The organism is Cellulomonas sp. S1-8 (genome assembly GCF_026184235.1).
In the GTDB taxonomy this organism is placed as follows: domain Bacteria; phylum Actinomycetota; class Actinomycetes; order Actinomycetales; family Cellulomonadaceae; genus Cellulomonas.
The window spans coordinates 2,061,359-2,081,307 of the sequence record NZ_CP110806.1; the positions used below are offsets into that span (position 1 = coordinate 2,061,359).

Annotated in this window: 17 protein-coding genes; 8 read left to right on the plus strand and 9 right to left on the minus strand. The window is 73.6% G+C overall.

Annotated elements, in window-relative coordinates; genetic code table 11:
* Nucleotides 1-21: 21 nt before the first annotated feature.
* Complete coding sequence (locus tag OKX07_RS09200) at nucleotides 22-774, minus strand: helix-turn-helix domain-containing protein (RefSeq protein WP_265631551.1); 753 nt, start codon at nucleotides 772-774, stop codon at nucleotides 22-24.
* A gap of 110 nt (nucleotides 775-884) precedes the next feature.
* Here OKX07_RS09200 and OKX07_RS09205 point away from each other — a divergent pair, with 110 nt between their 5' ends.
* Nucleotides 885-1,271 carry a hypothetical protein gene (locus OKX07_RS09205; protein ID WP_265631553.1) on the plus strand — a complete coding sequence of 129 codons (387 nt, stop codon included), beginning with the start codon at nucleotides 885-887 and terminating at the stop codon, nucleotides 1,269-1,271.
* Nucleotides 1,272-1,314: 43 nt separating this feature from the next.
* Here OKX07_RS09205 and OKX07_RS09210 read toward each other — a convergent pair whose 3' ends face one another.
* Entirely contained in the window at nucleotides 1,315-2,343 is a 1,029-nt protein-coding gene (locus tag OKX07_RS09210; protein ID WP_265631554.1) for a LacI family DNA-binding transcriptional regulator, read from the minus strand.
* Between the two features lie 211 nt (nucleotides 2,344-2,554).
* Here OKX07_RS09210 and OKX07_RS09215 point away from each other — a divergent pair, with 211 nt between their 5' ends.
* From OKX07_RS09215 to OKX07_RS09225, 3 genes are all read left to right on the plus strand, one after another.
* A complete protein-coding gene (locus tag OKX07_RS09215; protein WP_265631556.1) occupies nucleotides 2,555-3,718 on the plus strand; it encodes a Gfo/Idh/MocA family protein in 1,164 nt (387 codons plus the stop codon).
* A gap of 96 nt (nucleotides 3,719-3,814) precedes the next feature.
* Nucleotides 3,815-4,897 (plus strand): Gfo/Idh/MocA family protein, encoded by a 1,083-nt coding sequence (locus OKX07_RS09220; protein ID WP_265631557.1) that lies wholly within the window; start codon nucleotides 3,815-3,817, stop codon nucleotides 4,895-4,897.
* A gap of 64 nt (nucleotides 4,898-4,961) precedes the next feature.
* Entirely contained in the window at nucleotides 4,962-5,402 is a 441-nt protein-coding gene (locus OKX07_RS09225; RefSeq protein ID WP_265631559.1) for a DUF1801 domain-containing protein, read from the plus strand.
* Nucleotides 5,403-5,438: 36 nt separating this feature from the next.
* Here OKX07_RS09225 and OKX07_RS09230 read toward each other — a convergent pair whose 3' ends face one another.
* Genes OKX07_RS09230 through OKX07_RS09245 form a run of 4 tightly spaced genes read right to left on the minus strand, consistent with a single transcriptional unit; the run spans nucleotide 5,439 to nucleotide 9,182 of the window.
* Nucleotides 5,439-6,332 carry an aminoglycoside phosphotransferase family protein gene (locus OKX07_RS09230; RefSeq protein ID WP_265631561.1) on the minus strand — a complete coding sequence of 298 codons (894 nt, stop codon included), beginning with the start codon at nucleotides 6,330-6,332 and terminating at the stop codon, nucleotides 5,439-5,441.
* Nucleotides 6,329-7,021, minus strand: coding sequence for an NUDIX hydrolase (locus OKX07_RS09235; RefSeq protein ID WP_265631563.1), 693 nt, complete (start codon nucleotides 7,019-7,021; stop codon nucleotides 6,329-6,331). The genes OKX07_RS09230 and OKX07_RS09235 overlap by 4 nt, the downstream gene beginning before the upstream one ends.
* Nucleotides 7,018-7,722, minus strand: coding sequence for a type 1 glutamine amidotransferase (locus tag OKX07_RS09240; RefSeq protein ID WP_265631564.1), 705 nt, complete (start codon nucleotides 7,720-7,722; stop codon nucleotides 7,018-7,020). Before OKX07_RS09240 ends, OKX07_RS09235 begins: the two co-directional genes overlap by 4 nt.
* A gap of 5 nt (nucleotides 7,723-7,727) precedes the next feature.
* Nucleotides 7,728-9,182 (minus strand): GuaB1 family IMP dehydrogenase-related protein, encoded by a 1,455-nt coding sequence (locus OKX07_RS09245; RefSeq protein ID WP_265631566.1) that lies wholly within the window; start codon nucleotides 9,180-9,182, stop codon nucleotides 7,728-7,730.
* Between the two features lie 90 nt (nucleotides 9,183-9,272).
* Between OKX07_RS09245 and OKX07_RS09250 the strand changes: the two genes are divergently transcribed.
* From OKX07_RS09250 to pflA, 4 genes are all read left to right on the plus strand, one after another.
* Complete coding sequence (locus OKX07_RS09250) at nucleotides 9,273-9,848, plus strand: DUF4126 domain-containing protein (RefSeq protein WP_265631567.1); 576 nt, start codon at nucleotides 9,273-9,275, stop codon at nucleotides 9,846-9,848.
* 95 nt (nucleotides 9,849-9,943) lie between these two features.
* On the plus strand, nucleotides 9,944-11,821 hold the full coding sequence (dxs, locus tag OKX07_RS09255; protein WP_265631568.1) for a 1-deoxy-D-xylulose-5-phosphate synthase: 1,878 nt from the start codon (nucleotides 9,944-9,946) through the stop codon (nucleotides 11,819-11,821).
* Between the two features lie 130 nt (nucleotides 11,822-11,951).
* Nucleotides 11,952-14,222 (plus strand): formate C-acetyltransferase, encoded by a 2,271-nt coding sequence (pflB, locus tag OKX07_RS09260; RefSeq protein WP_265631570.1) that lies wholly within the window; start codon nucleotides 11,952-11,954, stop codon nucleotides 14,220-14,222.
* 76 nt (nucleotides 14,223-14,298) lie between these two features.
* Nucleotides 14,299-15,186, plus strand: coding sequence for a pyruvate formate-lyase-activating protein (pflA, locus tag OKX07_RS09265; RefSeq protein ID WP_265631572.1), 888 nt, complete (start codon nucleotides 14,299-14,301; stop codon nucleotides 15,184-15,186).
* A 198-nt stretch (nucleotides 15,187-15,384) separates the two neighbouring features.
* On the opposite strand, the gene OKX07_RS09270 is transcribed toward pflA, so the two are convergent.
* The 3 genes from OKX07_RS09270 to OKX07_RS09280 form a co-directional block, all read right to left on the minus strand.
* A complete protein-coding gene (locus tag OKX07_RS09270; protein ID WP_265631574.1) occupies nucleotides 15,385-16,305 on the minus strand; it encodes a type IV toxin-antitoxin system AbiEi family antitoxin in 921 nt (306 codons plus the stop codon).
* Between the two features lie 274 nt (nucleotides 16,306-16,579).
* Nucleotides 16,580-18,697, minus strand: coding sequence for a 3-hydroxyacyl-CoA dehydrogenase NAD-binding domain-containing protein (locus OKX07_RS09275; RefSeq protein ID WP_265631575.1), 2,118 nt, complete (start codon nucleotides 18,695-18,697; stop codon nucleotides 16,580-16,582).
* Nucleotides 18,694-19,935: a thiolase family protein gene (locus OKX07_RS09280; protein WP_265631577.1), complete on the minus strand. Its 1,242-nt coding sequence runs from the start codon at nucleotides 19,933-19,935 to the stop codon at nucleotides 18,694-18,696. Before OKX07_RS09280 ends, OKX07_RS09275 begins: the two co-directional genes overlap by 4 nt.
* Nucleotides 19,936-19,949: the final 14 nt, after the last annotated feature.

The window sequence follows — 19,949 nt, forward strand, 5'->3', positions numbered from 1 at the left end:
GCTCCCGACCGGGAGTGCCCCTCACGCGCGTCCGGGGTCGGGTGCGGCGCTCTCGAGCAGCCGTTTGGAGGCGGCGTCAGCGGGCAGGAAGGTGTCGATCGTCAGGCCCGCCGCCGCCGGCTCGTCCGGCACCGCCAGGCGCGTGCTCATCGCGAGCAGCGTGACGTCACCGGACGGCAGACGCAGCCGCACGGGCACCGCCACGTCGGCGCGTGCGTGGGTGGGGCCACCCCACGCGGCGAGCTCCCGCGCCAGGCGGTCCGACGCCACCGCGGCCGCCTGGTCAGCCGCGCGGGCCAGCAGGGCGGCCCGCCACGGCGCGTCGTCGGACGCGAGGCCGACGAGCCCGCCCGGGTGCAGGGCCATGCGCAGCGCGTGCCGCCCGACGAGCGCGTCGGGGTCCAGGCAGGCGAGCAGCCGCCCGGCGGCGGCGTTGTGCGCGACGACGTGCCACCCGGGGTCGAGCGCGAACGCGGGATACGGCTCGTGCGCGTCGAGCACGCGACCGACGGCGGCGAGCAGCGCGGGCCCGGGGGAGGGCGGCGTGGCGGCCGGGCGCGGTGCGTGACCCGCGGCGGCCAGCAGGTCCTCGACACCGCCCGGCGGGACGTCCAGCGCACCCGCCAACGCCCGGACCATCGCGGCGCTCGGGTGCGCGCGCCCGGTCTCGAGGCGGGACACGTGGCGCGCGACGGTGCCCGCGGCGGCGGCGAGGCGCTCCTGGCTCAGCGCGCGGCGCGTGCGCCACGCGCGCAGCGTGGTCCCGAACGTCACGGGGGCACGGTACGCACCCGCCGGGGCGGTGACCAGGACACGACGGGTCATGGCCGCGCACGTCCCGCACGCGCGAGCGTGGGGCACCCACCCTCGACGAAAGGCCCACCGTGTCCCGTCTGCGCCGCGCCCTGCTCCTCGACGCCGCCCTCACCGTGCTCAGCGCCCCGCTCTTCCTGCTGGCCGCGACCCCGCTCGCCGCCCTGACCGGGCTCCCCGTCGGTCTCGTGCGCGGCCTCGGCGCGTTCCTCGTGGGGTGGGCGCTGTGGTTCGGCGTCGTGCTGCGCCACGACCCGGCACACCGGGTGCACGTGGTCGTGGTCCTCGCCGTCAACACGCTGTGGGTGCTGGGCTGCGCCGTCGTCGCGCTGGGCGCGGCCGGTGCCCTGAACGCTGCCGGTGTCGTGTTCGTCGCCGGGCAGGCGACGGTCGTCGCCCTGCTCACGGTCGCGCAGGCCCGCGCGCTGCGTCCGACCCAGGTGCAGGCCACGGCGTGACGATCGCGAGCGCGACGTCCGGGCGTCGTGGAGCGGGACGTCGTCACAGGGCGACGGCAGGTCTCGCTCGAGCGGTCCGGCCCGAGGGTGGGGCGGTGGACTCCCGCCAGATGATGGTGGTGAGCGGGCGGAGGCCCTGGGACACCGCCTCCTCGTTCAGGGCCCCGACGAGCTGCCGCATCGCGCGCCGTCCGGCCTCGGCGCGGTCGGTGTCGACGGTGGTGAGCGACGGTGTCAGGTAGGGCCCGACGTCGGCGTTGTCCCACCCGGTGACGCTGACGTCCCCGGGGACGGACCAGCCGCGCTCCGCGGCACCCCGCATCACGCCGACGGCGACGAGGTCGTTGCTCGCGACGACGGCGAGCGGCGGTGCGTCGTCGGGCAGCGACCTGATCGCGACGAGGCCCGTCTGGCCGGACCAGTCGCCCTCGACCACGCCGAGCGACTCCAGGCCGAGGCGCTCCACGGTCGCCAGGTACGCGCTGCGGCGTGCCACGGCGGAGGCGTACTGCGAGGGTCCCGCGACGTGGAGGAAGCGCGCGTGGCCGAGCGCGGCCAGGTGCTCGACGAACGCCACGACCGGCGAGGCGTCGACGAGCTCCCCGGCAGCATGCATCTCGTCGTCGAACGTCTCGGACACCGCAACGGGGGCACCGGTCGGCGCGTGCTCCGCGACCCCGGGCAGGAGCGGGGTGAACGAGAGGACTCCCTCGAACTGACCGGATCGCGCGAGCTCGAGCACGCGCTCGCTGCGGGTCTCGATGCTGCCGTCGACGTGGAGGACGTCCATGAGGTAGCCCGCGGCCTGTGCCGCGGCGGAGGCGCCCGCGAGCATGGCGGCGGGGTCGTAGAGCGGCAGGCCCATGACCGCCGCCACGCGTCCGGTGCGGCGGGTGCGCATCGCGCGGGCGGCGAGGTTCGGCTGGTACTGCAGCTGGTCGGCGGCCCGTTGGACGCGCTCGCGCGTCTCGGCGGAGATCGACCCCTTGCCGGCGAGCGCGTAGGAGACGGTCGACTGCGCCACACCTGCCAGGCGCGCGACGTCGCGGCTGGTGGCGCGCGGTGCGTGCATGTCGGTCCTCCGCTGCGGGTGGGCTCCTGTGTCGGGCCGGGACGGCCACGTGGACACGCGACGGCGCCACGGTTTGACGAACGTGCCCGCGACCCGGATCCTAGCGTGATACGTATCACTGATACGTATCACCCAGGAGGCGCGCCCCGGCGACGGAACGCCACGCCGTGTGCCTCGACTGCACGCACGTCGTCAGCAAGGAGCTCGGACCATGCTCAACATCGGCGTCGTCGGGACCGGCGGCATCGCCGCCGCGCACCTCGCGGCCTACGCGGCCTTCCCCGAGGAGTGCCGAGTCGTCGCGCTGCACGACGTCGTGGAGTCCCGGGCGCACGGGACGAAGGCCGCGTCCGGGCTCGCTGAGGCCGACGTGGTCGCCTACGTCGAGCTCCTGGCACGTCAGGACGTCGACCTGGTGAGCGTCTGCACGCCGCCGTCGACGCACCGCCACCTCACCGTCGACCTGCTGCGCTCGGGCAAGAACGTCCTCGTCGAGAAGCCGATGGCACCCTCGGTCGCCGACTGCGACGCGATGATCGCGGCCGCGCACCAGACCGGGAAGATGCTCAGCGTGGTCGCGCAGAACCGGTTCCGCAACGACCTCGCCGCGGTGAAGGAGACGATCGACTCGGGACTGCTGGGGCCGGTGTCGCACGCCCGTGTCGACTCGGCGTGGTGGCGCGGTACGCCCTACTACGACCTGGACTGGCGGGGCACCTGGCAGTCCGAGGGTGGCGGCCCCACCCTCAACCACGCGATCCACCACGTCGACCTCCTGCTGTGGATGCTCGGCCGGCCCGAGCGGGTCACGGCGGTGATGACGAACGCGTGGCACGACAACTCCGAGGTCGAGGACCTCTCCGTCGCGGTGCTCGAGTGGGAGCGGACGATCGCGACGCTGACGGCGTCCGTCGTCCACCACGGCGAGCAGCAGGCCTTCGCGGTCCAGGGCCGCGATGCCGCGGTCGCCCAGCCGTGGTCGGTGCAGGCAGAGTCCGCCCAGCCCAACGGCTTCCCGGCACGCGGCGGCAACGCCGAGCTGGTCGACCGCATCGAGAGGCTTGCCGCCGACCGCGTGCCGCTCGTCCACGAGGGGCACACCGGCCAGCTCGGTGACGTGCTGGCCGCCCTCGTCGCTGGCCGCGCGCCGGCGATCACGGGTGAGGACGGGCGTCGGACGGTCGAGGTGGTCACCGCCATCTACCAGGCCGCGATCGAGCGCCGGCCCGTGGACCTGCCGCTCGACCCCACGTCGCCGTGGTACGCCGGCGCGGCGCTGCTGGCACGGGCGCCGCGCTATCACGAGAAGACCGGCGCGGTGGCGTCGCAGGAGGGTGTGATCTCCCTCGGCGGCTCACCCGGCCCGTCCGCCTGACCTGACATCGTCACCGGTGGTGCAGCTCGAGCGCCGCGCTGACCCCATCCCGGCCTGCGCCGCCCCGCAGACCCTGACGTGCGAGGAGCGCGCCCGATGAGCAAGAACGACGGTTCCACCTATGCCCCCGACCCCGTTCCGGCGCCTGTCGTGGGACCGGGGGAGTTCACCATCGCCGCGATCGGCCTCGACCACGGGCACATCCACGGCCAGGTCGGCGGCCTGATCGGTGCGGGCGCCGAGCTCGCCTGGGTCTATGACGCGGACCAGCGCAAGAGCGAGGCCTTCGCGGCCCGTCACCCCGGTGTCAGGATCGCGCGCAGCGAGGCCGAGGTGCTCGACGATCCCGCCGTGCACCTCGTCGCCGGCGCCGCCGTGACCTCCGAGCGCTGCGCCCTGGGCATCCGCGTCATGGAGGCGGGCAAGGACTACTTCACCGACAAGGCGCCACTGACCACGCTCGAGCAGCTCGCCGCCGCGAAGGACGCCGTCGCCCGGACGGGGCGCAAGTACGCGGTGTACTACTCGGAGCGGTTGCACGTGGAGACGGCCGTGTTCGCGTCGCAGCTGATCGCCCAGGGCGCGATCGGGCGCGTCCTGCAGGTCATGGGCACGGGCCCGCACCGGCTCGGCACCGGACGCCCGGACTGGTTCTTCGACAAGGAGCGGTACGGGGGCATCCTGTGCGACATCGGCTCGCACCAGATCGAGCAGATCCTGCACTACACGGGTGCGTCGGACGGCGAGGTCGTCCGGTCACAGGTCGCGAACTACCACCACCCCGAGCACCCGGGCCTCGACGACTTCGGCGATGCGATGCTGGTCATGGACAACGGCGCCACCGGCTACTTCCGCTGCGACTGGTTCACCCCCGCCGGCCTGCAGACCTGGGGCGACGGGCGCTCGATCATCCTGGGTACCGAGGGGTTCATCGAGCAGCGCAAGTACATGCAGCTCGGCACCCCGCACTCCACCGGCGGCCACCTCTACCTCGCCGACGGCCAGCAGGAGACCTACTTCAACGTCACGGGCGAGGTGGGGTACCCGTACTTCGGCGAGCTGGTCCTCGACTGCCTGAACCGCACCGAGAACGCCATGACCCAGCAGCACGCCTTCAAGGCCGCCGAGCTGTCGGTCACGGCGCAGCTCAACGCCGTCGACCTCACCGAGCGCGGCTGAGGGCCTCACGTCGCCCTCACCGGCGTCGTGGATCCGTGTCGGTGGTCCGTGCCATCCTCGGGTCATGGAGAGCCGTGGTCCGGAGCAGACCGTGCACGCGCAGGGCGAGGGCGCGCTCGACGTCGCGTCGTTCGTCGAGCAGGTCGCCGACCCGCGGCGACGCGCCGAGGCGCAGACGCTCGTCCCGCTGCTCGAGCGCGCGACGGGCCAGCCGGCCCGGGTCTGGGGCGGGGGCATCGTCGGCTTCGGGCGCTACCACTACCGCTACGCCAGCGGCCGGGAGGGTGACGCCGCCGCGGCCGGGTTCTCACCGCGCAAGGCCCAGCTCACGGTGTACTTCCCCCTCGGCTTCGACGGGCTCGACGACCAGCTCGCACGGCTCGGCCCGCACACCACGAGCGCGTCGTGCCTGTACCTCAAGCGCCTCGACGCCGTCGACCTCGACGTCCTGGAGGAGATGGTGCGGACGTCGTACACGCAGGTGGTCGACCGCGTCTGGCCGTGACCGGGTCGCCGGGCCGTCGTCAGCCGAGGGCGAGCGTCAGCCGAGGGCGAGCTGGGCGGCCGTGTGCTGCCCGACGGCGGCCATCAGGGGGTACTCCTCGGGGTGGGCGAGCAGGACCGGCACGTAGGCGGCGGCCCATGCGCGGGCCCGCGCCCACGTCGCGTCGTCCCAGGCGCGCCGCTCCTGCGTGCGTGCGACGAACGCTGCGCGGCCGGCGGGGTCGAACGTCATCCACGCGGTCGCGAGGTCGCTCGCGGGGTCGCCCGAGCACAGGTCGCCGAAGTCGAGCAGGCCCGCCAGGAGGCCGTCGGCGCTCACGAGGTTGCCGGGGTGCGGGTCGCCGTGCACCCACACGGGCGGAAGGTCCCAGCGCGGCGCGGCCAGGCCTGCGTCGACCGTGTCGCGCAGCGTGGCGACGTGCGGGACGTCGTCGGTCAACCGCGCCGCGATGATCGCGTGGCGGTCCGCGAGCGGGACGCCCCGGTAGGGGTTCGTCGGCGCGTCGACCGGCGCCGGGACGTGCAGGGCCGCCAGCGCGTCCGCGAGCTGCGTCGCCCAGGCGGTCCGGTCCGCCACCGGGGTCGCGGCGACGACGTCACCGGCGAGCCACGGCACGACGCTCCACGTCCACGGGTAGCCGAGCCCCGGACGCCCGTCCCGCACCGGGCGCGGCACCGCCACCGGCAGCAGCGGTGCCAGGACGGGCAGCCAGCGCTGCTCCCGCTCGATGAGCGTCGACGACAGCTCCCGCACCGGGAACCGCAGCGCGAGGTCGTCGCCGAGGCGCCACGTGAGGTTGTCCCAGCCGAACGTGCGGCCGTGCACGGGCAGGTCGGCCAGGTCGGGGTGCTGGTCGGCCAGGAGCGCACGGGCCAGGTCCGCGGTGACGTCGATCTCGATCTTCGGGTGGGAGGGGGTGGGCGCGGTCACGGCAGGACGATACGGGTCCGGTCCCACGGCACCGACCAGCCCGCCGCGTCGAGCACCCCGGCGAGCACCAGCGCCGTGAAGCCCCAGACGACGACGCCACCGTCGAGCTCGAACGCCGGCGTCCGGACGCGGCCACGACCCACGGGGTGCACGACGACCCCGCGGCGCGCCGGGTCCACGAGGTCCGCGACGGGAGCACGGAACACGTCGACCGCCTCGCGGTGGTCGACCGCCGCGACGCGCGAGGGGCGCGTCCACCAGGCCAGGACCGGGGTGACGAGGTTGTCGCTCACCGGCAGGGGCACGTCGGCCAGGGTGCCGAGCACGTCGACGCCGCTCGGGTCGAGCCCGGTCTCCTCGACGGCCTCGCGCAGCGCCGCGCCCACGGGCCCGTCGTCGCCCGGGTCGATGCCGCCACCGGGGAACGCGACCTGCCCGGGATGGTGGGAGAGGCCGGCCGAGCGGCGCTGCAGCAGCACGTCGAGGTCGGCCGGCACGTGCGCGGTCCCGCCGTGCGCCGTCCCGCCGTGCGCCGGGACCGCGTCGAGCACCCCGAACAGCACGAGGACCGCCGACCGCCGCGCCGGTGCCGTGCCGGGCGACGGGAGCAGGGGCACGCCGGCCCAGGGGACCCCGACGCGGGCGACGCGGACGAGGTCGGCGCGGGCGTCCCGCGGCCCGGCGGTCACCCGCGGACCCGGACCTGCTCCGCGAACGCCGCGAACGAGGCCTGCGCGGCGGGCAGCAGCCCCGGCAGGTGGCGCGCGCCGGCGGCCCGGATCTCGTCGATCTCCTCGTCGTCCATCCCGCCGACCATGTCCGGCGTCGCGAGCCACAGGTCGAGCATCGCGACGTCGAGCTCGGGGTGGAACTGGAGCCCGACGGCGCTGCCCGCGCGGAACGCCTGCACGGCCGTGGTGTCGGTGGACGCGAGCAGCGTGGCGCCGTCCGGCAGGTCGACCTCGTCGCTGTGCCAGTGCAGCACCGTCGGCGACGCGCCGGTCGCCCCCAGGGGCCGCAGCACCGGGTCGTCGGCGACGACGCGCACGGGCCCGAACCCGACCTCACGCGCCGACCGGCGGTGCAGACGCGCCCCCAGGGCCAGCGCGAGGAGCTGGTGGCCCAGGCACACGGCCAGCACGGGCACGTCGGCGTCGACCGCCGCCGCGAGCAGTCCGCGCTCGGCCCTGAGCCCGGGGTGCCCGGCGACGTCGTCCGCGTCCATCGGGCCGCCCATGACGACGACCCCGGAGACGTCCCCGAGCGCCGGGAGACGGGGCTCGGGGATGTCGAGGACGGTCCGCACGCCGTAGGGCACGTCCGCCAGGGCGCGCGCGATCGCGCCCGGACCCTCGTGGGGGGCGTGCGTGAGGACCAGGACCGGCCGCATGCGGCTCACCAGCCGTCGGGCAGGGGGCGACCCTCGTCGTACCCGGCGGCGGACTGGACGCCCACGACGGCACGCTCGTGGAGCTCCTCGAGCGTCGTCGCACCCACGTACGTCGCGGCGGAGCGGACGCCCGACGTGATCTGGTCGAGCAGGTCCTCGACGCCGGGACGCCGCGGGTCCAGGTACATCCGCGAGTGCGAGATGCCCTCCTCGTACAGGCCCTTGCGGGCGCGCTCGAACGCGGACCCACCCTGGGTGCGCGCCGCGACCGCCCGCGCCGAGGCCATGCCGAAGCTCTCCTTGTACAGCCGGCCCTCGCCGTCGGTGCGCATGTCGCCGGGCGACTCGTGCGTCCCCGCGAACCAGGAGCCGACCATCACCTGCGACGCACCGGCGGCCAGCGCGAGCGCGACGTCGCGCGGGTGCCGCACGCCACCGTCGGCCCACACGTGCTTGCCCAGGCGGCGGGCCTCGGCGGCGCACTCCAGCACGGCGGAGAACTGCGGGCGCCCCACGGCGGTCATCATGCGGGTCGTGCACATGGCCCCCGGGCCGACGCCGACCTTGACGATGTCGGCGCCCGCCTCGACCAGGTCGCGCACGCCCTGCGCGGTCACGACGTTGCCCGCGACGACCGGCACCTGCGGGTCGAGCGCGCGGACCGCGGCCAGCGCGTCGAGCATCTTGCGCTGGTGGCCGTGCGCGGTGTCGACGACGAGCACGTCGACGCCCGACTCCAGCAGCTCGGCCGCCTTGGACTTCACGTCGCCGTTGATGCCGACCGCCGCCGCGATGCGCAGCCGGCCGTGCACGTCGAGCGCCGGGGTGTAGATCGACGAGCGCAGCGCACCGACGCGCGTGAGCACGCCGACGAGCCGACCCTGCGACACGACGGGGGAGAAGCGGCGCCGCGAGCGGTGCAGCTGCTCGAACGCGTCCTCCAGGCCGTGCGCGCCGCCCTGCTCGATCACCGCGAGGTCGACGGTCGTCGGGTCGGGCGTCATCACCTGGTCCACCTGCGTGAACATGTCGACGCCGCGGCAGTCGGCCTCGGTGACCACGCCCACCGGGTGACCGTCGTCGACGACGACCGCCGCGCCGTGGGAGCGCTTGGCGATGAGCGACAGGGCGGTGTGCACGGTGTCGTGGCGCGCGACGACCGTCGCCGTCTCGACCACGGGGTGCCGCTCCTTGACCGACGAGACGACCTTGTGGACGACCTCCGTGGGGGTGTCCTGCGGGAGCACGGCGATGCCGCCGCGCCGCGCCACTGTCTCGGCCATGCGTCGGCCCGCGACGGCCGTCATGTTCGCGACCACCACCGGGATCGTCGTGCCGGTGCCGTCGGCCGACGCGAGGTCGACGTCGAAGCGGGAGACGACCTCGGAGCGGGACGGGACGAGGAACACGTCGCCGTACGTCAGGTCGGACGCGGCCGTGTGGCCGTCGAGGAAGCGCATGGGTGACCCCTTTCCGCGTCATCCTAACGATCCGGCGCTCATCGCGACGGGTCGGACGCGGGCAGCGCGTCGGCCGGTAGTGTCCCGCACATGCTGGTCGCGCTCACCGGGATCGGCCTGTCGGCCGCGGCGGGCCTCAACGCCTACATCCCGTTCCTGCTCGTCGCGCTGCTCGCGCGGTTCACGGACCTCGTCGTGCTGCCCTCCGGCCTGGAGTGGATGACGAGCTGGTGGGCCATCGGCATCGGCACGCTCCTGCTGCTCACCGACGTCGTCCTGGACAAGGTGCCCGCCGTCGACACCGTCAACGACGCCGTGCAGACGTTCATCCGGCCGGCGACGGGCGGCATCGTGTTCGCGGCCACCTCTGCGGCCGAGGACCTCGAGGGCAGCTCCTGGGTGCAGGACAACCCGTGGCTGCCGATCCTCGCCGGCATCGTCGTCGCAGGCGTCGTCCACGCCGGCAAGGCGACCGCGCGTCCCGTCGTGAACGTCGGCACCGGTGGTCTGGGCGGGCCCGTGGTCTCGACCCTCGAGGACGGCGCCGCGATCGGGCTGAGCCTCGTGGCGGTCTTCCTGCCGATCCTGGTGCTGGTGGTCCTCGCGCTCGTCGTGTGGGGCCTGGTGGTCCTGCGACGACGCCGTCGCGGCAGACGGGGCACGTAGGCGCCGCAGGACGGACCTTCGACCTGGTCCTAGAGTGGGAGGTCCGGCAGCCGTCGGGACACGGCCGGACGGACCCGGCACGACAGGAGGCCCACGTGGGGGTGCTCGGACGCATCTCGTCGCCGCAGGACGTGCGCCGGTTGACGACCCAGCAGGTCGACGAGCTCGCCGGCGAGATCCGCGCGTTCCTCGTCGACCAGGTCTCGCGCACGGGCGGGCACCTCGGGCCCAACCTCGGCGTCGTCGAGCTGTCCATCGCGCTGCACCGCGTGTTCGACTCCCCGCGCGACACGATCGTCTTCGACACCGGCCACCAGGCCTACGTCCACAAGATGCTCACCGGACGCCAGGACTTCTCGGACCTGCGGCGCCGCGGCGGCATGTCGGGGTACCCGAGCCGCGCCGAGTCCGAGCACGACGTGGTCGAGAACTCGCACGCGTCGACCGCGCTCTCGTGGGCCGACGGCATCGCGAAGGCGCGGCAGCTGCGCGGTGAGTCCGACCGGCACACGGTCGCGATCATCGGTGACGGCGCGCTCACCGGCGGCATGGCCTGGGAGGCGTTGAACAACATCGCCGCCGGCGGTGACCGCCGCCTCGTCGTCGTCGTGAACGACAACGGACGCTCGTACGCCCCCACGATCGGCGGGCTCGCGCACCACCTCGACACGCTGCGCACGACGCAGGGCTACGAGTCCGTCCTGACGTGGGGCAAGACGACCCTGCGCCGTTCGGGCCCCCCGGGACGCCTGGCGTACGAGGCGCTGCACGGCCTGAAGAAGGGCATCAAGGACGTCGTCGCGCCCCAGGGCATGTTCGAGGACCTGGGCCTGAAGTACGTCGGCCCGGTCGACGGGCACGACGAGCAGGCGGTCGAGCACGCGCTGCGCCGTGCGCGCGCCTTCGGCGGGCCGGTCATCGTGCACGTCATCACGGAGAAGGGGCGCGGGTACACGCCCGCCGAGCAGGACGTCGCAGACCGGTTCCACGCCGTCGGCAAGATCCACCCCGAGACCGGGCTGCCGCTCGCGCCGTCGCGCTTCGGCTGGACCAGCGTCTTCGCCGACGAGATCGTGCGGATCGGGCGACGACGCCCGGACGTCGTCGCGATCACGGCGGCGATGCTGCAGCCGGTGGGCCTCGCGCCGTTCGCCGCGGAGTTCCCCGAGCGTGTGTTCGACGTCGGGATCGCCGAGCAGCACGCCGCCACGTCGGCCGCCGGGATGGCGTACGCCGGGCTGCACCCCGTCGTCGCGGTGTACGCGACGTTCCTCAACCGCGCGTTCGACCAGGTTCTCATGGACGTCGCGCTGCACCGCGCCGGCGTCACGTTCGTGCTGGACCGCGCCGGGATCACGGGTGACGACGGGGCCAGCCACAACGGCATGTGGGACCTCGCCATGCTCTCCATCGTGCCGGGGCTGCGCCTCGCTGCGCCTCGCGACGAGCCGAGGCTGCGCGCCGCGCTGCGCCAGGCCGTCGACGTCGACGACGCACCGACGGTCGTCCGCTACCCCAAGGGGACCATGCGCGACCCGGTCGAGGCGCTCGAGGACGTGGACGGCGTGGACGTGCTCGCGCGGCACGACGGCGAGGGTGCGCGTGTGCTGGTCGTCGGGATCGGCGCGATGGTCGGCACGGCGCTCGCCGTGGGCGAGCTGCTGGCCGCCCACGGGCAGGCCGTCACGGTCGTCGACCCCTGCTGGGCGCTGCCGGTGCCGGCAGCGCTGGTCAAGCTCGCGGGGGAGCACGACCACGTCGTGACGCTCGAGGACGGGCTCGTGGACGGCGGCGTCGGTGCCCTGGTGGGGCAGCGGGCCCGGGAGGCGAACCTCGCGACCGCCGTGCAGTCCTTCGGTGTCCCGGCGGTGTTCCTGCAGCACGCCACGCGCGACGAGATCGTCGACGAGCTGCGGCTGGGCGCCCACGACATCGCGGGCGACGTGCTGACCGTGCTGCGCGCGCGGGGCTGACGCGAGACCGGGTGGCGCGCGCGGACGTGACGCGCGTCACCGGGGCGGTGCAGAGGGGACCGAGGTCCCAAGACATCCCATCATTGTGTCCCTAACGTCGGAGTATCGACCCCGACCCAGGGAGACCCAGATGTCCATCACCGCCGCACCCAGCGACCGCAGCGACACCGCCGTGACCGCGGCCTGGGAGGGCTTCGTCACCGGACCGTGGACCGACCAGATCGACGTCCGCGACTTCATCCAGCGCAACTACACGCCGTACACCGGCGACGCCGGCTTCCTCGCCGGTCCCACGGCCCGCACCCTCGGCATCTGGGACAGGCTCTCCGCGATGTTCCCGGTCGAGCGCGAGAAGGGCGTCTACGACGTCGACCCGACCACGCCGTCGTCGATCACGTCGCACGCGCCCGGCTACATCGACGAGGTCAACGAGGTCATCGTCGGCCTGCAGACGGACGCCCCGCTCAAGCGCGCGATCATGCCCAACGGCGGGTGGCGCATGGTCCAGACGTCCCTCGAGACCTACGGGTACGAGGCGCCGGCGGTGATCAACGACATCTTCACCAAGTACCGCAAGACGCACAACGACGGCGTCTTCGACGTGTACCCGCCGAACGTGCGCGCGGCACGGTCGTCGCACATCATCACGGGCCTGCCCGACGCCTACGGCCGCGGGCGCATCATCGGCGACTACCGTCGCGTGGCGCTCTACGGCGTCGACGCGCTCATCGCCGCGAAGAAGCTCGAGAAGGCGTCGCTCGACATGGAGCGCTCGGTCGAGGACGTCATCCGCGACCGCGAGGAGCTCGCCGAGCAGATCCGCGCGCTCAACGAGCTCAAGAAGATGGCCGCCTCCTACGGCTTCGACATCTCCGAGCCCGCCGCGACCGGCCGTCAGGCCGTGCAGTGGCTGTACTTCGGCTACCTGGCGGCCGTGAAGGAGCAGAACGGCGCGGCGATGTCGCTGGGTCGCACGGCGACCTTCCTCGACGTCTACCTGCAGCGCGACATGGCCTCGGGCGCACTCACCGAGGAGGCGGCGCAGGAGATCATCGACGACTTCGTCATCAAGCTGCGGATCGTGCGGTTCCTGCGCACGCCGGAGTACGACGAGCTGTTCTCGGGCGACCCGACCTGGGTCACCGAGTCGCTCGGCGGGATCGGCGAGGACGGCCGTCCGCTGGTCACCAAGACCTCGTTCCGCTACCTGCAGACGCTGTACAACCTGGGCCCGGCACCCGAGCCGAACATGACGGTGTTCTGGAGCGACCGCCTGCCCGAGGGCTTCAAGCGGTTCTGCGCGCAGGTCTCGATCGACACCTCGGCCGTGCAGTACGAGTCGGACGAGCTCATCCGCGCCTCCTGGGGCGACGACGCGGCCATCGCGTGCTGCGTGTCACCCATGCGGGTCGGCAAGCAGATGCAGTTCTTCGGCGCTCGCGTCAACCTCGCCAAGGCGATGCTGTACGCGATCAACGGCGGCCGTGACGAGATCTCGGGCAAGCAGGTCGCCCCCGTGAGCGCACCCGTCGACGGCGAGGTGCTCGACTACGACGACGTGCTCGCCAAGTTCGACAAGACCATGGACTGGCTGGCCGAGACGTACGTCGACGCGCTGAACTGCGTGCACTACATGCACGACAAGTACGCCTACGAGCGCATCGAGATGGCGCTGCACGACCGCACGGTCCTGCGCACGCTCGCCTGCGGCATCGCCGGCCTGTCGGTCGTCACGGACGCGCTGTCGGCCATCAAGCACGCCAAGGTCACGGCGCTGCGCACGGCGGACGGCCTGATCACCGAGTACGCGATCGACGGTGACTTCCCGACGTACGGCAACGACGACGACCGTGCGGACGACATCGCGGTGTGGGTGGTGCGGCGCTTCATGGAGAAGATCCGGGCCGTCCCGACGTACCGCAACGCGCTGCACACGCAGTCGGTCCTGACGATCACCTCGAACGTCGTGTACGGCAAGAAGACCGGGTCCACGCCCGACGGTCGCAAGGCCGGCGAGCCGTTCGCCCCCGGCGCCAACCCGATGAACGGGCGCGACACCCACGGCATGCTCGCCTCCGCGCTGTCGGTCGCGAAGCTGCCGTACTCCGAGGCGCAGGACGGCATCTCGCTCACCTCCTCGATCGTGCCCGCCGGGCTCGGTCGGACGAAGGACGAGCAGATGACCAACCTCGTCGGCCTGCTGGACGCGTACATCCTGTCCTCCGGCTTCCACATGAACGTCAACGTCCTCAACCGGGAGACGTTGCTGGACGCCATGGAGCATCCGGAGAACTACCCTCAGCTGACGATCCGGGTCTCCGGCTACGCCGTGAACTTCGTGCGGCTGACGCGGGAGCAGCAGCTCGACGTGCTGTCCCGCACCTTCCACGGCGCGGTCTGACCGTGGTCGCGGCCCGGCGGCTCGACCGCCGGGCCGCGATCGCACCCCCTGCCACACCGACCGGAGCGAGGCCACGATGAGCACCACTGCCGCCGAGCAGACCGGTGCCCCGGTCGTCCCGCTCGGCCTCCCGCTGGTCGGCGGGTCGCACACGCGAGCGCAGGGGCACGGGACCGCAGGGTTGGAGACGACCGACGTCGAGCGGGGCGAGCGTCTCGCCGCGGTCCGCGAGGGGCGGATGGGTTCGGTGCACTCCTGGGAGCTCGTCACCGCCGTCGACGGACCCGGGACGCGCCTGGCGATCTTCCTGTCCGGGTGCCCGCTGCGGTGCCTCTACTGCCACAACCCCGACACGATGGAGATGCGGCGGGGGACCGACGTCACCGCGGACGAGCTGCTCGCCCGCATCGCGCGCTACCGGGGCGTGTTCAAGGCCACCGGCGGTGGCGTCACGATCTCCGGCGGCGAGCCGCTCATGCAGCCGGCGTTCGTGCGGCGGCTGGTGCGCGGCGCGGCCGCGATGGACGTGTCGGTCGTCATCGACACGTCGGGCTTCCTCGGGGCGCAGGCCACGGACGAGATGCTCGACGACGTCGCGCTCGTGCTGCTCGACGTGAAGTCGGGGCTGCCGGAGACGTACAAGCACGCCACGGGCCGCGAGCTGCAGCCGACGCTCGACTTCGGTCGGCGCCTCGCCGCGCGCGGCACCCGCATGTGGATCCGCTTCGTCCTCGTCCCCGGCCTGACGGACGCACCCGAGAACGTGGCGGCCGTCGCCGACTACGTCGCGTCGCTGGGCGAGGCCGTCGAGCGCGTCGAGGTGCTGCCGTTCCACCAGATGGGCCGCGACAAGTGGGCCGACCTGGGCATGCGCTACGAGCTCGAGGACACCGAGCCCCCGTCGCGCGAGGCCACCGAGTCCGTCCGCGACGTCTTCCGCGCCCGAGGCCTCACCACCTTCTGACCCCGCCCCGCCCCACCGCCCACCCCCCGTGTCGCCGAGAGAGCAATCCAGCGCGCGTCACCCACGCCCTCGTCGCCGAGAGAGCAATCCAGTCGTCGCGCCACCGGCCCAGGGCCGCAGAGCGCGCACTCCGGCGGCGCCGCTGCCCGTTGCTGTCGAGTTGGCGAGCCGATCCAGCGCAGGCGGAAGCCCGGCCTCTCACCATTCCTGGCGCGCCATGACGATGCCCTCGAACCCGATGAGGTCGCCGACGGCGCGTTCCAGAGCGTTGCCTCGGCCGAGCACGTCCTCCCGATGCACCCCGATGACGGTCCACCCGAACCGTCGTTCGAGGTCGTCGCGCCGACGCTCGTCCGCCATGCGCTGCTGGATGGTGGCCCGGTGGAACGTCTCGCCGTCGTACTCCACGCCGACCCGCGCGTCGCGGAAGCCCATGTCGAGTCGGTAGACCTCGCGCCCCCGGTCGTCGCGGATGCTGATCTGCGCCTCCGGCCGCGGGAGGCCGGCCTCGAAGAGCCGGAGACGCAACCACGACTCGCCGGCGGACTCGGCTGCGGGGTCGCACAGCTCGAGGACGAGACGTGCCCGCGCGATGTTGCGAGCGCCGTGCATGGCGTGCGCCCGTCGGGCCAACGCGGTGAGGTCGACGTCTCCCTGATGGGTGTAGGCGTCGAGGGCCGCCAGCGCGAGGTACCGCGGTGCGTACCGCGCCAGGTCGAGGGACGTCCGCGCGGGTGTCGTCGTCGGAACGCCACGGACGAACCCGATGTCGGCGTCCGGAAGGTCGGCGATCCAGCATCGCTGACCCGGACGACGGACCCGCGCCGTGCCGTGCGGCACGACGCACTGCAGGCTCGGGGGCCGGAGGTGAAGCCCCGGCGCCCGGACATCGACCCCGTGCAGCCATGCGGCAGTGTCACGGCACACGGCTCCCCCCGGAGGGAGGACGCGAAGGATCGCCGCCGCGCGCGCGTCAGGATCGTCGAGCGCCGTACGGCGGACGAGGACGCTACGGAACAGCTGCACGTACTCGCCGGACACCACGAGCCGCTCCATGGCGGGCCAGGGTGTGCCTTCGGCGCGTAGCTGACGCATGTCGAGCACGGGAGCGGACGTCATGCGCCGAGGATCCCGCGAGCGTGAGGACGACGGGACAGGCGACCGGCCATCTGTGGATCGACCGTGCGCGGACGTGACCTGTGGGCGACTCACCTCACAGAACGGTCACCCGCCGGCGCAACTGGATTGCTCTCTCGCTGGCAGGGGGCGCGCTGGATTGCTCTCTCGCCGGGGAGGGGAGGGATGGCGGAGCCATCCCGGGTGGTGAGAGAGCAATCCAGTCGAGGACATCGTCACTGGATCGCTCTCTCACCAGGGGTGGGGTGGGAGGGGGTCAGGGGGTGGGGACGTTGGCCTGGCCGTCGGGGAGGAGGCGGTGGCCGAGGAGGCGCTCGCTGTACCCCGTGCGGTCGAGGTACGGCGTGAGGCCGCCCAGGTGGAAGCCCCAGCCCGCGCCCAGGATCATGCACAGGTCGATCTGCTGGGGGGTCGTCACCACGCCCTCGTCGAGCATGTGCCCGACCTCCACCGTCAGCGCCGCCAGGACTGCGTCGAGCACGCCCGCCTCGTCGAGGGGCGCGTCGGCCGTCGTGTCGCGGACCGCGTCGAACACGGCCTGCACGGCCGGGTCGACGGGCTTCGGCAGACCCTTCGCCGGCGCCGGCGTGACGACCCGCGTCCCGTCGGCGACCAGCTTCTCGAGGCCGGGGGAGCGGGGGAACCGCTCGCCCAGGTCCTCGCGCAGCGAGGTCAGGACGTGGAGCCCGACGGCCGGCCCGACGAGGTCGAAGAGCTCGAACGGCGGCATCGGCAGACCCAGCGGATCCAGCGCGCGGTCGGCGACCTCGACGGGGGTGCCCTTCTCGACCGCGTCGACGATGATCCCGAGGAGCAGCACGAGGAGCCGGTTGACGACGAACCCGGGACGGTCCGCGACGAGCACGGCGGTCTTGCGCAGCTTCGCCACGACGGCGAACGCCGTGGCCAGCGCCTCGTCCGACGTGTGCTCGGCCTGCACGACCTCGACCAGCGGCATCGCGGCGACGGGGTTGAAGAAGTGCAGCCCGACGACGCGCCCGGGGTGCTGCAGGTCCGCGGCCATGCGCGTGACCGACAGCGCCGACGTGTTCGTGGCCAGGATCGTGTCGGGCGAGACGACGCCCTCGAGCTCGGCGAACACGCGCTTCTTGAGGGCGAGGACCTCGGTGACCGCCTCGATCACCAGGTCGCAGCCGGCGAACACGGCGATGTCGGTGGACCCCGTGACCTGCGCGACGATCCGTGCGCCCGCGTCCGACGACATGCGCCCCGAGGACACGAGCCGCTCGACCGTGGACCGCACGGTGCCCAGGCCCTGCTCGACCCGCGCCTGGTCGAGGTCGCGCAGGACGACGGGCACGCCGAGCCGCTGGGCGAACAGCAGCGCGATCTGCGCGGCCATGAGCCCGGCGCCGACGACGCCGACGCGCGTGACGGGCCGCGCGAGCGACGCGTCCGGCGCACCGGTCGGCCGCTTGCCGGCCTGCACGAGCCCGAACGCGTACACGCTGGCGCGCATCTCGTCGCTCATGACGAGGTCCGCGAGGGCCTCGTCCTCGGCGGCGAACGCGGAGTCCTTGTCGGCGTCCCGCGCGGCCGCCATCAGGTCGAGCGCCCGGCCCGGTGCGGGGCGTGACCCGTGCACCACGGCGTCGAGACGCGTCCGGGCGGCGGCCACGACCGCGTCCCAGGTCGCGGCGTCGTCCAGCGGCCGGCGCGGCACGTCGACGTCACCCGACAGGACACGCGCCGCCCAGCGCACCGACTCCTCGAGGAAGTCGGCCGGCTCCAGCACGACGTCGACCAGCCCGATCGCCGCCGCCTGCTGCGCGGTGAACGGCTTGTTCGCGGCCGGTCGCGTCAGGACGACGTCGAGCGCGGCCTCGATGCCGACGAGCCGCGGCACGAGGTACGCACCGCCCCACCCGGGCACCAGGCCCAGCCCGGTCTCGGGGAGCGCGAGCGCGCGGACGTCGGACGCGGCCGTGCGGTAGTCGCAGTTGAGCGCGACCTCGAGGCCGCCGCCGAGCGCGACGCCGTTGACGAACGCGAACGTCGGCACACCGAGCTCGCCGAGCAGCCGGTAGGCCTCGTGCCCGTCGCGGCCCAGCGCGAGCGCCTCGTCGCGCGACGTGACGGTCGCGACCTGGGTCAGGTCTGCGCCTGCCGCAAGGAAGTACGGCTTGCCGGTCACCGCCAGCGCGGCGATCTCGCCCGCGCGGGCGCGGTCCCGCTGCGCGCGCAGCACGGCGGTGAGCTCGGCGATGCCCTGCGGGCCGAGCGTCGTCGGCTTGGTGTGGTCCAGCCCGTTGTCGAGCGTGACGAGCGCGAGCGTGCCCAGCCCACCGGGCAGGCGCACGTCGCGGACCAGGGAGTGGGTGACACGCTCGGGGCGCGGCGCGGACGTGCTCATCGGTCGGCCTCCTGGACGTCGTAGTGCGGGTTCTCCCAGATGACGGTGCCGCCCTGGCCCAGCCCGACGCACATCGTCGTGATGCCGTAGCGGACCTCGGGGTGCTCGGCGAACTGCCGCGCGAGCTGCACCATGAGCCGCACGCCCGACGACGCGAGCGGGTGCCCCACCGCGATCGCACCGCCGTACGGGTTCACGCGCGGGTCGTCGTCGGCGATGCCGAACGCGTCGAGGAACGACAGGACCTGGACGGCGAACGCCTCGTTGACCTCGAACAGCCCGATGTCGTCGACCGTCAGCCCGGCACGGTCGAGCGCCTTGCGCGTCGCGGGCACGGGCCCCAGGCCCATGACCTCGGGCTCGACGCCCGCGTACGCGAACGACACCAGCCGCATGCGCACGGGCAGGCCGAGCTCCACCGCGACGTCCTCCGCCGCGAGCAGGCACGACGCCGCGCCGTCCGTGAGCGGTGCGGACGTGCCGGCCGTGACGCGGCCGCCCGGCCGGAAGGGCGTGGGCAGCCCGGCGATGGCCTCGACCGTCGTCCCGGGGCGCGGCGGCTCGTCGGCCGTCGCCAGGCCCCAGCCCTGCTCGGGGTCGCGCAGCGCGACCGGCACGAGGTCCGGCTCGATGCGGCCCGACGCGAGCGCCGCGGCGTACTTCTCCTGGCTGGCCACGCCGTACGCGTCGGCGCGCTCGCGGGTCAGGGCCGGGAACCGGTCGTGCAGGTTCTCGGCCGTGACCCCCATGTTCAGGGCGTCGGCGGCCACGATCCGCTCGGCGAGGAACCGCGGGTTCGGGTCGGCGTCGAAGCCCATCGGGTGGTGGCCCATGTGCTCGACGCCGCCGGCGATCGTGACGTCCTGCGCGCCGAACCCGATGGCGGCGGCCGTCGTCGTCACGGCCGTCATCGCACCCGCGCACATGCGGTCGATCGCGAAGCCGGGGACGGTCGGCGGCAGGCCGGCGAGCATCGCGACGGTCCGGCCCAGCGTCAGCCCCTGGTCGCCCTGCTGCGTGGTGGCGGCCAGCGCGACGTCGTCGACGCGCTCGGGCGGGAGCTGAGGGTGGCGGCGCAGGAGCTCGCGCACGGTCTTGACGGCCAGGTCGTCGGCCCGCGTGTGGGCGTACAGACCGTCCTTGCGGGCACGGCCGAACGGGGTGCGTACCCCGTCGACGAAGACGACGCGACGCGCGGCGGGCACCTGCGCGTCGGCGGGACGGGACGGGCTCGACATCAGTCCTCCTGGAG

What these genes read in the sequence shown, in the direction of transcription:
- OKX07_RS09210 (WP_265631554.1), bottom strand. Translation starts at nt 2,343, where the DNA reads ATGCACGCACCGCGCGCCACCAGCCGCGACGTCGCGCGCCTGGCAGGT.
- OKX07_RS09215 (WP_265631556.1), top strand. Translation starts at nt 2,555, where the DNA reads ATGCTCAACATCGGCGTCGTCGGGACCGGCGGCATCGCCGCCGCGCAC.
- OKX07_RS09220 (WP_265631557.1), top strand. Translation starts at nt 3,815, where the DNA reads ATGAGCAAGAACGACGGTTCCACCTATGCCCCCGACCCCGTTCCGGCG.
- OKX07_RS09225 (WP_265631559.1), top strand. Translation starts at nt 4,962, where the DNA reads ATGGAGAGCCGTGGTCCGGAGCAGACCGTGCACGCGCAGGGCGAGGGC.
- OKX07_RS09240 (WP_265631564.1), bottom strand. Translation starts at nt 7,722, where the DNA reads ATGCGGCCGGTCCTGGTCCTCACGCACGCCCCCCACGAGGGTCCGGGC.
- OKX07_RS09245 (WP_265631566.1), bottom strand. Translation starts at nt 9,182, where the DNA reads ATGCGCTTCCTCGACGGCCACACGGCCGCGTCCGACCTGACGTACGGC.
- OKX07_RS09250 (WP_265631567.1), top strand. Translation starts at nt 9,273, where the DNA reads ATGCTGGTCGCGCTCACCGGGATCGGCCTGTCGGCCGCGGCGGGCCTC.
- pflB (WP_265631570.1), top strand. Translation starts at nt 11,952, where the DNA reads ATGTCCATCACCGCCGCACCCAGCGACCGCAGCGACACCGCCGTGACC.
- pflA (WP_265631572.1), top strand. Translation starts at nt 14,299, where the DNA reads ATGAGCACCACTGCCGCCGAGCAGACCGGTGCCCCGGTCGTCCCGCTC.
- OKX07_RS09270 (WP_265631574.1), bottom strand. Translation starts at nt 16,305, where the DNA reads ATGACGTCCGCTCCCGTGCTCGACATGCGTCAGCTACGCGCCGAAGGC.
- OKX07_RS09275 (WP_265631575.1), bottom strand. Translation starts at nt 18,697, where the DNA reads ATGAGCACGTCCGCGCCGCGCCCCGAGCGTGTCACCCACTCCCTGGTC.
- OKX07_RS09280 (WP_265631577.1), bottom strand. Translation starts at nt 19,935, where the DNA reads ATGTCGAGCCCGTCCCGTCCCGCCGACGCGCAGGTGCCCGCCGCGCGT.